The organism is Gammaproteobacteria bacterium, from assembly GCA_013214945.1.
Lineage (GTDB): Bacteria > Pseudomonadota > Gammaproteobacteria > Enterobacterales > Psychrobiaceae > Psychrobium.
Genome location: JABSRT010000030.1, coordinates 1 through 12,873, shown reverse-complemented (window position 1 = coordinate 12,873; position 12,873 = coordinate 1). Strand labels below are relative to the sequence as shown.

11 protein-coding genes are annotated in these 12,873 nt (G+C 41.7%); 8 read left to right on the top strand and 3 right to left on the bottom strand.

The window, feature by feature from the left end; all coding sequences use genetic code 11:
• Positions 1-59 precede the first annotated feature (59 nt).
• Positions 60-1,865, top strand: a complete 1,806-nt coding sequence (locus HRU23_18125; GenBank protein NRA56060.1) for a diguanylate cyclase — start codon at positions 60-62, stop codon at positions 1,863-1,865.
• Between the two features lie 13 nt (positions 1,866-1,878).
• Here HRU23_18125 and HRU23_18120 read toward each other — a convergent pair whose 3' ends face one another.
• Complete coding sequence (locus HRU23_18120; GenBank protein NRA56059.1) at positions 1,879-2,937, bottom strand: 3-deoxy-7-phosphoheptulonate synthase; 1,059 nt, start codon at positions 2,935-2,937, stop codon at positions 1,879-1,881.
• Positions 2,938-3,077: 140 nt separating this feature from the next.
• Positions 3,078-3,887, bottom strand: a complete 810-nt coding sequence (locus HRU23_18115; GenBank protein NRA56058.1) for a kinase/pyrophosphorylase — start codon at positions 3,885-3,887, stop codon at positions 3,078-3,080.
• A gap of 131 nt (positions 3,888-4,018) precedes the next feature.
• Between HRU23_18115 and ppsA the strand changes: the two genes are divergently transcribed.
• Entirely contained in the window at positions 4,019-6,391 is a 2,373-nt protein-coding gene (ppsA, locus tag HRU23_18110) for a phosphoenolpyruvate synthase (protein ID NRA56057.1), read from the top strand.
• 135 nt (positions 6,392-6,526) lie between these two features.
• On the opposite strand, the gene HRU23_18105 is transcribed toward ppsA, so the two are convergent.
• Positions 6,527-7,672: a PLP-dependent aminotransferase family protein gene (locus tag HRU23_18105; GenBank protein NRA56056.1), complete on the bottom strand. Its 1,146-nt coding sequence runs from the start codon at positions 7,670-7,672 to the stop codon at positions 6,527-6,529.
• A gap of 106 nt (positions 7,673-7,778) precedes the next feature.
• Here HRU23_18105 and HRU23_18100 point away from each other — a divergent pair, with 106 nt between their 5' ends.
• From HRU23_18100 to HRU23_18075, 6 genes are all read left to right on the top strand, one after another.
• Positions 7,779-8,654 (top strand): AraC family transcriptional regulator, encoded by an 876-nt coding sequence (locus HRU23_18100; GenBank protein NRA56055.1) that lies wholly within the window; start codon positions 7,779-7,781, stop codon positions 8,652-8,654.
• A gap of 337 nt (positions 8,655-8,991) precedes the next feature.
• The gene (locus HRU23_18095; protein ID NRA56054.1) at positions 8,992-9,429 is read left to right on the top strand and encodes a hypothetical protein; all 438 of its coding nucleotides are present in this window, start codon (positions 8,992-8,994) and stop codon (positions 9,427-9,429) included.
• A gap of 21 nt (positions 9,430-9,450) precedes the next feature.
• On the top strand, positions 9,451-10,140 hold the full coding sequence (locus HRU23_18090; protein NRA56053.1) for a hypothetical protein: 690 nt from the start codon (positions 9,451-9,453) through the stop codon (positions 10,138-10,140).
• Between the two features lie 662 nt (positions 10,141-10,802).
• Entirely contained in the window at positions 10,803-11,417 is a 615-nt protein-coding gene (locus tag HRU23_18085) for a nucleotide-binding protein (protein ID NRA56052.1), read from the top strand.
• Positions 11,418-11,499: 82 nt separating this feature from the next.
• Positions 11,500-12,363, top strand: a complete 864-nt coding sequence (locus HRU23_18080; GenBank protein ID NRA56051.1) for a hypothetical protein — start codon at positions 11,500-11,502, stop codon at positions 12,361-12,363.
• The gene (locus HRU23_18075; GenBank protein NRA56050.1) at positions 12,347-12,766 is read left to right on the top strand and encodes a hypothetical protein; all 420 of its coding nucleotides are present in this window, start codon (positions 12,347-12,349) and stop codon (positions 12,764-12,766) included. Before HRU23_18080 ends, HRU23_18075 begins: the two co-directional genes overlap by 17 nt.
• Positions 12,767-12,873: the final 107 nt, after the last annotated feature.

The following is a 12,873-nucleotide window of genomic DNA, read 5'->3' as shown; positions in this document are numbered from 1 at the left end:
GCATTAATCTAAAGATTGTCAGATCAACTGATAGCAGTACGAATACAAGGGAATGTAAAGTGCATCAAGAATTAATAGACCAGATAGCGGAGTATCTCCCTGAGAAAAATATGCAGATAAAGTTAACTGACTTTATTGCAGAAATAGATTATTGCTATACTCAAGCCGATGCTAAGCAGCAAGCGCTTGAATATTTATTATGTTCGGCCCAAGCAACGCTCGACTCTACCACTACTGCCATTATCGTTACCGATCGCAAAGGCAATGTCACTCGCTTAAATCACAAAGCAACATTTTTGTTGGCCCAATTACGGGTTGATGAACCGCAGAATATATTTAGTCAGTTAGCGCCAAGTATCGTTGATTATCCGGATGTTTTACAAAGTTTTAGTCAGGTTTTTCGTTCAGGTCAAGCGCGTGCAGAGTTGGTTGTAACGTTAACCTATGGCCGAATGTTCGAGATTGTCTCACTACCTCAATGTGTCAAAGGCGCCGTGGTCGGACGGGTGTGGAACATTACCGAAGTCACCAAATTACGCTCTAAAGAGCGTCAAGTTTACTTCATGGCCTACCACGATTCTTTAACCAAATTGCCAAATCGGCTTAAATTAACAGAACATTTAAAAACTGCAATCAGCCAAGCTGCGGTATCAAGAACGCGCCTAGCGGTGATTTTTATCGATCTTGATGGCTTTAAATACGTCAATGATACGTTAGGCCACGACAGTGGTGATGTGTTGTTAATTGAAGCTGCTCGGCGAATTGGTGCGCACCTTACGTCTGATGACTTATTGTCACGCCATGGCGGTGATGAATTTATTTTGCTGTTAAACAACATTGCTAGCGACGCAGAAATAGAATCTCGTGCTGAAGCGATCAGACAAAGCTTATTACCCGTAGTAACCATCGCAGGTCAGGAAGCTTATGTGTCTGGCAGTATTGGTGTTGCTACTTTCCCAGAACATGGTAGAGATTACAGTAGCTTAATTAAACACGCAGATTTAGCAATGTACCAAGCGAAACGCTTGGGGCGTAACAATTGTCAGTTTTTTACATCAGCCTATGCACTCGATGGCAACGTTCGGATGCTGTTGATTACAAAATTAAAGAAAGCAGTTTACAACAATGAAATAGAGACGGTATATCAGCCAATTATCGATGTTGTAAATTGTAAAATTACCGCGCTAGAAGCAACATTTAAGTGGCGTCAGCGCGATGGCAGTTTTATACCGCTTAATGATTTCTTGTCGATTGCGATAGACACTGAATTAATTATTCCAATGACAGAGCGAATTATTAATCAAGCTTGCCTGCAAATGGTCTTGTGGAATGAGTTAGGCCATGACAACTTAACAGTAACCTTTAATCTGTATCCTGCACATTTTAAAAATACTGGATTAGTCGGCCACATAGCTAACACGCTCAAATCAACCGGGCTGGGCGCCGAAAAATTGGTGTTACAAATAAAAGACATTGAAACCGCGGTACAATACGACAGTAGCAATGAGTTATTAGCGAACTTAGATCGGCTTGGGGTTCAGATTATAGCGAGTGATTTTGGCTGTAGTGTTACGTCGATGAACCATTTTACGACATTGCCGATTAGTGGGGTCAAGCTAGCAGATAATTGTGTTGGCAATGTGCTTAAGTCAGACAAACATCGCTTGTTAGTTCAGGCACTAATTGCCATGAGCAAAACGATGGGCTTTACAATTTCCGCCAGTGGCATTACAAATCTTGGTCAGCAAAAATTATTAGAACGTTATGGTTGTTCAGTGATGCAGGGCTCACTGTTTGGCCCACCGCAAAACAGTGAGCTAATCAGTACGAAGTTATTTAAGCAATTGCCTGAGTTGGCGCCATAACGCGACTTGGCAATTAACCTTTAGCCATTCTTGCAGCCGATGCGTCGGCTAAATCGGCTAATAAAGTCTCAGTATCACCCCAATGGATGCAAGCATCGGTAATGCTTTGGCCATAAACTAACGGCTGACCCTCAATCACTTTCTGATTGCCTTGCTCAATAAAGCTCTCGGCCATGATGCCCGATATTTGGCGGCTACCTTCGCGCATTTGCGCCATGATATCTTTGGCAACGAGTAACTGATTAGTATGAAGCTTTTGGCTGTTACCGTGGCTAAAGTCAATCACTACTGCTGGGCGCAGTTCGGCTTCATTTAAACGAGCACAAGCGTGTGCAATGTGCTGTGCACTATAATTTGGCTCTTTACCGCCACGCAGGATCACATGACCAAACGGGTTGCCATGGGTGCGGTAAACTGTCATTTGGCCATCTTTATCCGGAGAATAAAAGATATGGGGTACTTGAGCTGCACGCACCGCATCAATCGCAATCTTGGTATTACCATCGGTACCATTTTTAAAGCCAACAGGGCATGAAAGCGCTGAGGCCATTTCACGGTGAATTTGGCTTTCAGTGGTACGAGCCCCAACAGCGCCCCAACAGATTAAATCAGCAATATATTGACCATTGACCATGTCTAAAAATTCGGTGGCAATTGGCATGCCCATTTCAGAAATATCGACTAAAAGTTTACGCGCTAAACGCAGACCTTTGTTCGCTTTGTATTGGCCATTTAAATCAGGATCACTAATTAAGCCTTTCCAACCAACAATGGTACGAGGCTTTTCAAAGTAAACACGCATTGTAATGACTAAACTGTCTTTATATTGCTGTTGCAACACAGTTAAACGTTTGGCGTAGTCAAGTGCAGCAGCGGTATCGTGAATAGAACAAGGGCCGATAATAACCAATAAACGATCATCGGTACCATCGATAATGGCTTCAATCTCACGACGGTTCTGAATGAGCGTTTGGGCGGCACTGTCAGACAATGGAAATTCTAGGGCTAATTGACTAGGGGTGATCACCCGATCGATATAGGTGGTTCTTAATTCATCTGTTTTTATTGGCATTATTATAAGTACGATTAATTTAACTGGCTCAACCTTAACCTACTCAGCCAGTATTTTAAAGCCGTAAGCTCACAAAACTCGGCATCAATGCCGAGTCTTTTGGCTAGATCGACAATTTCATATTGTCAGCTAAGCAAGCGTTAGAACATTTTACGTTTTAGTCCGCTGATATCGATGATTTTTGCGGTTATTTCTTCAACACTATGCTTAGTAGTATCAATGAATGGGATGCGTTCGCGGCGGTAAAGCATCTCAACCTCTTTAACTTCAGCACGGCATTGTCTTAACGAGGCATATTTACTGTCGGCTCGGCGCTGAGTTCTTATTTCATGCAGTCTGAACGGGTCGATAGTCAGGCCAAATATTTTGCTTTTATTTTTCTTAAGCTCTGCCGGAAGTTTTAGATTGTCCATATCTTCGCAAATAAACGGGTAGTTGGCCGTAGCAATGCCAAACTGCATTGCTAAATAAAGACTGCTTGGTGTTTTGCCACAGCGGGACACGCCAACCAAGATTATTTCAGCTTTATCCAGATGCTTTAAACTAATGCCATCGTCGTTATCAAGCGAGTAATTTATCGCGTCGATGCGAGCGCTATACGCTTCGTTCGCAATACCATGAGTGCGATGCGTTTTCGGCGCCGCTTTAGTGCCGAGCTGTTTTTCGAGCGGGGCCACAAAAGTGTTTAGAAAGTCATAACTGATGCCATTACAGCTTTCAATAATTTTTCGAATATTCTCATCGATTATTGAATGAAAAACCAGTGCTGGTTTCTCGGTAATACAACTGTCGTTTATTTGTTGTGCAACTTCAGTCGCTTTCGCAAGAGTCTCAACAAAGGGAATAGTAATTTGTTCAAACTCAATATCAAATTGAGAAAGGACCGCGTGACCCAATATTTCGGCGGTAATTGCCGTCCCATCAGAGATGTAAAAGACTTTACGCAAAATAATTTACCTGTCTGTAATAAAATTTAATTAAGAGTTATTCGTTTTTATGATTTACGGAACAAATTGTAGCAGTGTAGAATGCAACAAACCATATTATTAGATAGCCACATTAGTGAATTTGGAGATTGACGGTGCAAAAATATGTACTTTGGTATGAACAGCTTGGCATGAATGATGTTGAAGTTGTTGGCGGTAAAAACGCATCTTTAGGTGAAATGATCAGTAATTTGTCAAACGCAGGTGTTCAAGTACCGGGCGGTTTCGCGACAACAGCTGATGCATTCAATGAGTTTTTAGAAACCAGCGGTATCAACGAGAAAATTTATCTGTTGCTTGATGATTTAAATGTTGATGATTTAACGGCGCTGGCAAATGCAGGCAAGACAATTCGTCAATGGATTCTCGATACCCCGTTCCAGCCACAGTTTGAAGTGGCAATTGCCGAGGCTTATCAGCAGTTAGCTGATTCGTCAGCGGGTATGTCATTTGCGGTGCGTTCATCTGCGACCGCAGAAGATATGCCAGACGCATCATTTGCTGGCCAGCAAGAAACATTTTTAAACGTAGTCGGGTTAGACGCCGTACGTGAAGCGATTAAGCATGTTTTTGCTTCATTGTTTAACGACCGCGCAATTTCATATCGCGTTCATCAAGGTTATAGCCATCGCGGCGTTGCGTTATCAGCTGGTATCCAGCGGATGGTTCGCAGTGACATTGCGTCATCTGGCGTTATGTTTACGCTTGATACGGAATCTGGTTTTGACGATGTTGTGTTTATTACGTCGTCATGGGGTCTTGGCGAAATGGTCGTACAGGGCGCAGTTAACCCTGACGAATTCTACGTGCACAAGCCAACATTGAACGCTGGTCGTCCTGCTGTTGTTCGTCGTAACATTGGTAGTAAGCTCATTGAAATGGTTTACTCTGACGACACGAAGCACGGCAAGCAAGTTGTCATTAAAGACATTGAAACCGAGCGTTCACATCAGTTTTCGATTACCGATGCTGAAGTAACAGAGCTGGCTAAACAAGCCTTAGTTATTGAGCAACACTACGGTCGTCCAATGGACATCGAGTGGGCAAAAGACGGTAACGACGGTAAATTGTACATAGTACAAGCACGCCCAGAAACGGTTCGTTCACGCGAAAGCAGCAACATCATGGAGCGTTACTCGCTTAATGCTACCAGCACCGTTATTGCTGAAGGCCGTGCTATTGGTGGTAAAATCGGTTCGGGTCGCGTTAAAGTATTAGCGTCGATTGACGAAATGGACCGCATTGAGCCTGGCGATATCTTAGTAACCGATATGACCGATCCCGATTGGGAGCCAATCATGAAGCGCGCTTCAGCGATTGTGACTAACCGTGGTGGTCGTACGTGTCACGCTGCAATCATTGCGCGTGAGCTGGGTGTTCCTGCCGTGGTTGGTTGTGGCAACGCGACTGATTTAATCAAAGAAGGCCAATTTGTAACTGTGTCTTGTGCCGAAGGCGATACGGGTTACATTTATGACGGTGAGCTCGATTTCACGGTAACCTCGTCTGAAGTAAGCAACTTACCTGAGCTACCGCTTAAGATCATGATGAACGTTGGCAACCCCGATCGTGCGTTTGACTTTGCGCGTTTGCCACACGCTGGTGTTGGTTTGGCCCGCTTAGAGTTTATTATCAATCGCATGATTGGTATTCACCCGAAAGCCTTGATTAACTTTGACGATCAAGACGCCCGAACTCAACGTGAAATTACCGAATTAATCGCCGGTTACGCAAACCCAACTGAGTTTTACATTGCGAAACTGACCGAAGGTATTTCAACCTTGGCTTGTGCTTTCTCACCAGAGAAAGTTATTGTGCGGATGTCTGATTTTAAGTCAAACGAATACGCTAACCTATTAGGTGGCGAACGTTACGAGCCTGAAGAAGAAAACCCAATGCTGGGCTTCCGCGGCGCTTCTCGTTATTTGTCTGAAGACTTCAGAGACTGTTTCGCACTTGAATGTGAAGCACTAAAACGTGTTCGTAACGAAATGGGCTTTAATAACGTTGAAATTATGATCCCGTTTGTTCGTACCGTTGAAGAAGGCAAAGCCGTTATCGAACTACTGGCTGAGCACGGACTTAAGCGTGGCGAAAACGGCTTACGCATTATCATGATGTGTGAATTGCCTTCTAACGCGTTGCTTGCTGATGAATTCTTAGAACACTTTGATGGCTTCTCAATCGGATCTAACGATTTAACGCAGTTAACTCTGGGTCTAGATCGCGATTCTGGCATCGTGTCTAAATTGTTTGACGAGCGTAACCCTGCGGTTAAAAAGCTGTTATCAATGGCGATTCAAGCGGCCAAAGTCAAAGGTAAGTATGTTGGTATTTGTGGTCAAGGTCCGTCAGATCACGAAGACTTCGCAGCTTGGTTGGTTGAAGAGGGCATTGACAGCTTGTCACTTAACCCTGATACCGTACTGCCAACGTGGTTGTACCTTGCAGACAAGTTCCCTGCATAACGTACTAAGTATAAAAAATTACTACTTGGCGCTGTTCAAGTAGTAATCATAAAAAAGGCTGCCAAATTTGGCAGCCTTTTTTGATCTACATAACCTCAATTCTTAATAAGGGCTACCTATTATTACTGTTAATCATTAGATTTTCGCAATCACTTTAGCTAAACGGTCAATTGCCTCGCCCAGTTCCTGCGCAGTTGCATTGGTAAAGTTTAGGCGTAGTGCAGGCTCAACACCCGTTCGCTCTTGATAAAATACAGTGCTTGGCACAACCGCCACACCTTGTTCAAGTGCTGCTTGTGCTAAGGCAAACACGTCACACGGTGGCAACGACAACCAAATAAACATGCCGCCATCAACCGCATTAAACTGACACTGTGGTAATTTCTGTTTAATGTGCTCGGTTAATGCGAGGTAACGTGATTGATAAAGGTCGCGCAGGTTCGCTAAATGCTGATCAAAGCCTTGGTGCTGTAACAAATCAAGTAACACCGCCTGCATTGGCTGGCTCGAGTGTAAATCAGCCCCTTGTTTAATGCGGTTTAGCGGCTCAATCCAATCGGAGCGACCAGTCACTAATCCTAAACGAATGCCTGGGGTCGCTATTTTAGAAAATGAACGTAATACTAACGAGTTATCAGGGCAAAAGCTTGAGACTAACGGCAACTCTTGACCGGTAAATCTTAATTCGCGATAAGGCACATCTTCAATTAAAGCCACCTGATATTGTTGACACAGTTGCGCCACTTTTTGACGAACGCTAAGTGACCAACAAACCCCTGTTGGGTTATGGAAGTCTGGCACCGCGTAAAACATCGTTACTTTACTTTGTGCAAAACATTTTTCTAGCTCAGCTAAGTCCGGCCCTTGATCGTTTTGAGAAATACTTACAATATTTGCCTGTGCTAAACCAAATACCTGCAACGCACCAAGGTAGCTAGGCGCTTCCATTACTACAGTATCACCGGGGTTAAGAAATGCGCGAGAAATTAAATCTAATCCTTGCTGAGAACCGGTACAAACAATGGCATCGTGAGTCGTAGGTAATTGATATCGCTCGGTGAAAAAGTCGAGTAACGGCTGATAACCTGCGGTATTGCCATATTGAAACAAAGCCGTTTTCTCAGGTAATTGCGAAAGTGATTTAGCCATCAACGCTAAAGGAAACGTTGCATCGTCGGGTAAACCACCGGCCAACGAAATCACTCCAGGTGCATTCGATGCGCTAAGAATTTCACGGATATAAGACGGTTTTATTTGCTGTAATGATTTGGCTAATTGCATGGTGATAACTCGTGGCTTAATTTGTCTTAATCCTACGGCAGCTTGCACTTGTTGGCATGTCCGTTTATGCTCTACCGCATGTCCATTTATGCTATAAAGAACTATTTTGCCCACTGACCAACAAGTTTCACGGATTAATGATGTTTTATACCATATTCATCAAGATATCAGTCAGGAATTGCCAGCTGGTGAACTTGCGGCTATTGCAGCTTATTCAGAGCAACATTTCCATCGTTTGTTTAAAACAGTGGTCGGCGAATCTGTCCACGGCTACATTCGGCGTACTCGGCTTGAGTATGCCGCAAATCAATTAATGTTCGACAGCAACTGCTCTGTTTTAGACATTGCAACAAAGTCGGGCTTTTCTTCGGTTTCATCATTTAGCAGGGCGTTTAAATCAATCTTTACCATGGCCCCGGGCCAGTGGCGTTGCAATGAACAACAATGGCACGATTTTGCCTGTTTCGACGACAGTGAAATAGCAGCAAACTATCAGCGCATGGATAGCCTAGTGGTTCCTAACTGTGAATTACTCGAATTGCCACCACGCCATGTTGCTTATGTTCGTCATCAGGGCTACGACCGCTCGATTAAAGGGGCATGGCAAACGTTAAAGGCTTGGTCTAATGAACAAGAGCGGGACTTCTCGCAGCAGTTTGGCTTACATCACTCTAATCCTGCATGGGTTGAGCTTAAGCATTGTCGCTATGTAGCCTGTTTGGCGATTGACTCACCCATTCAACGCCGAGGCGTCGTTAATAGCATGACAATCCCCGGTGGGCTGTATGCGGTCTTTAAACTTGAAGGTAAATACGGCGAACTATTGCCACAACTGAGTAATATTTGGCAGCGTTGGTTACCCAGTTCTGGGTTTAAAATGTTATCAACCCCGTCTTATGTTCATTATCACCAGAACCAGTTCTTGAGTGAAGATGAAAAATATCAGTTAGATTTTTGCTTGCCGATTTCGTTGTATAAATAGGTTTAGTTGATTCAATACTTCACATTATTAATGAAACAGCAATAAAGATTAACGTCAACGCGATACAAGAATATATCTGCACGAATATTACCCCCTTCGGATTTGTAGCCATTTCGCACGCTTTGTATGGAAAGTCTGTTTTTTATTGCGTAATAACATGCTGTTACACAAATAATTGCTGCAAAGCGCGCATGCACGCTTTGTTTTGGTCATATTTCGCGCTCCCCACTGGTAATTTGTTGTTTTTAATAATACTCTTGGTTTAAATTTTTATTAAGGGTGCTTTGTAAGTGAGCATGCTTGATATACAAATGTTATGTTTTCTCAATAGGTTGTCATGATCAAACGAAGTACCAAACAAGAGTCAGCATTGATTGCTAGAAGAAATTTGGGATTAGATAGTGTATCTAAAAATGATCCTGGTTTTTCGTGCCAAGGAGTGGTCGGTGAATTTATTGGTTTATACCTTCGCTGTGAAGTTTTCGCGACAAAATTACAGCATTATTACCAAACAGATAAACAACCATTGCAGACGAGATTGAACACTCAAAGTCTCTCTAAATCACTTGAACATTTCAATTTGCACTTTAATTCGGAATCTTTACTTTTGATTTATAAAGGGGGATCTGGAAAGCGAGGTAGTAAGAGTGCTAGGCAGCTCAGAAATGGATATTTGCATGAGCTATCATCAGCGGATAAAAATGAAATCGAGCAACAGCACTCTGAATATGTGAAATTAATGAAGCGTTTTTTAGATCTTCGGCTAAAAACATAACAAGGCATTTAAACGGAAACTATGAGTAAGATTGAAGAAATAATTAAAGTATCAGCGAGTCTGCATGACGAAGTTGATCGTTCTGCTTTCATAGGTATCGCGACCGAATTTGTGGCAACTTTAGATGATGACTCAGTTCTAAAAGTTCTCGATATTGAAACAAAGCGTAAAAAATACAATTGGAAGTCAGGGAGTCTCTTTTTTAAGTGTAAAGATGCAGGCGTCGAAGACTGTTTAGCATCAATGCAAGAAATTGGACTTGCTTTGCCAGAATGCGATTTTTTCTCAGGAGACATAGAGAAAAACACGATAAAACCTGAACTTCAGATAAAAAAATCAGAATACAAAATTATATACGGATCTCCAGAAGAAATATCATTTCAAGTAACTGAGATCTTGGAAATGGAAGGATGGCGAATTTGGGGACCACCGTTGCCATATGGCAGTTACCTTGCTCAATCAGTCGTTAGAGAAGTAAAAGTTTTCGCATGGAAAGGCATTGACTATCCGTATGAAAATCACTTTAAAGAGCTATACGATAAACTTTCAGATATTTCGGAAAATGAAATAAGTTGGGAACTGGAAAGGCATTTGAAGCCACTTAGGATTCAAAATCCGTTGCTTTCGAGCGTGGCGGTTCAAGTCCGCCTACCGGTACCATTTCTTTGCAAAAACATCAACCGACCATCGAGTCGGTTTTTTTGTGTCTAAAATCCCCCACTCCTTTAAACGTTTGTCCTGTTAATTAATTTTGTCCCCCTACTGACTCTACTTGTTTTGATACGAGGATAGGCTGTTCTATCTTCAAATATGGCTATTGAAGCAATGTGTAATTATCGCATTGGGGAAAGCGCTAATTGCAAAGCAGTGAAAACCACAAACGGAACATCCATATTTGATTTACCAAATTTTTAATGCCATTTACTTCTATATTTGTTGTTGGTTGTAGGTAAGTCTGTATAGTCAATGGCTTACGAGTTGTTTTAACGGTGTTAGTTCACATCCAATATACAAGTTGGGTGTGAATAAGATGCCTGGTTTCTATTTGGTAAATTGGGATTGGAGAGCAAAGATTGTTTAATCTATTAATATCACATGACCCTGAAAGTTGGGACTCTACCCAATATGAATGGGATAGAAGCCGATCCGCTGTAGAGTATACCGCTGATGAAATTAGCGAGCGATATAAGTTCTTTGATGATAAAGCAATTGAAGAATTAAAAAGTTTTCCAACATTATTTGTTACTGAAAATGAGGCAACGGAATCTCGAATAGGTTACATAACCAATATTCGCTTGAGGAGTAGGTCTGTTGTCATCGATTATGAATTCGACCCAATATTACCTTCTCTTCCAGTTGGCGCTATTGAAGCAATGCGAATTGATATAGAGCTTGGTCGGTGGGAGCTATCTCGAACTCACTGGGCTATTAAGGATGAGGCTATTTTTGACATCCTACTTAGTCACGGCTACATAAATCAACAGCAATTAGATGCTTCTCGACAGTTAAAAGAACCAGAACCTCGAGTTGTAGAGCAAAGTCAAATTATCGACGGTGAATTTAATATCTCGCAAGTATTTATTGTGCATGGACATGATGAAATAGCCAAACTTGATGTCGCCAGATTCGTATCTGGCTTAGGGCTAGAACCAATTATTCTTCATATGCAGGCTAGTTCTGGGATGACGATAATTGAAAAAATTGAGCGTTACTCGAATGTTGGTTTTGGTATTGTTTTATATACACCGTGCGACGTAGGACAAAAAGTTGGAGACTTGACTGGCCAACATAGAGCTCGCCAAAATGTAGTGTTTGAGCACGGCTACTTAATCGGTAAGTTGGGACGCCCTAGAGTAACGGCGGTAGTTAAAGGTGAAGTGGAAACGCCAAATGATATCAGCGGAGTAGTCTATGTAGGTATGGATGAGGCAGGAACTTGGCAAGAACAGCTAAAACTTGAGATGCGTGGTGCTGGTTACCATGTATAAACATTAAAATGATTTGTTGCCGGATATAACCCTAAAAACAGTGTGATTCATCTCCAAAAAATAGAAACTCATAGGAAACAATGTGAAACCCGAGCTATCAATAAAACTAGAATATCTTGAGGAAAGAAAGAATCCAGCTGAGATTTTTGAAGCCATGGCGCAGTATATAAATGCTTATAGAGACTTAGGGCAGGTTTTAAGTTGTTCTGTTGGTATCAAAACTGATTTTGAATTTCAGCTCAACGGCATTGAGAAAGGATCAATATTAAGTAAGTTGTCTGCATTGTCGGGTAAGATAGACGAACTGTTTGAATCAGCATTTTACAATTCTGGTAATGATCTTTTTAAGGAGTTAACAGAGTCAGAAGATACAGAAAATGAAGAGCAGGTTGAGAAATTGGCTGCTGATTTGGAAACATCCTTAGCTAACCACTTACCACAGCAGATTGTTGATCCACATATTGACCGGCAACAATTAGCATTCGTACTAGAAAAATTCTCTATAGCAAATCAAAAAATTAAAAAGGGTGAAAACGTTGTATTGATTGCAAGCAATGGGGATAAACATACTTGTAATATCGATACTGCATGGCGTTTTAAAGGTAAGCCTGGTGAAATGTTTCAGGGAGTAACTGTAAGCAAAGAGCTTAATGATAAACTTTTTGTTAAAATTTCAGTGAATGAAGGAAATTCTGTTTGGTCTTTTCGCAGCTTATCAATGGATAGAAAATTTAGTGCCAGAATAACGGATAAAGACTGGTTAGAGCGTTATCAAAATGGTCTTATTCCAGCTATTGGACCTAAAGATGTTGTAGAGGCTAAGGTAACTTTTGATATATACACACCACCAAAAGGGAAAGGGCAGCCTAAGATTCGAAATGCTAAAATTGTAGAGGTTTTGGATATCCAGCGAAATAATGAGTATCAATATGAGCTTGAAGCTTAGTAAGCGTGAAAGAAAAGCAATTTTTGCAGATCTAAAAGCTGAGTATTTGTTTATTGTAATACCCTTTATGCTTTTAATTGCAGTAAAACTATATATTGCCAACTGGCAAGAAATAATACTATCTCCAGAATGGTCTTTGGCGTCATGCTTGATTTTCGGTCAAATAACATCAAAAGTTTCAAAAGCGGTTGCAAGTTGCAAGGCAAAAACAAGTGAACAGCATTTTGGTTGGTATACAGCCAAAAGGTTCCTATTGGTCGTTATTTCAATCACTGTCTACTTCGGCATGTTAACAGAACCTAGTGTTGGGTTGGGGTATGTGCAAATTTTTGTTTTCTTGCTTGCAAGCTTCTTTCATTTTTCGGATGGTTACACGACCAAATTATTGCAGAGAAACACCTAAAACCCGCAGCAAGGGATAAATCAGTGAGTTTTAGACACCCACAAATTTTAGACGGCTAATTACTTTTTGTACTAGGCTAGAGTCCTACTAAACGAGAGTGGGAGTAG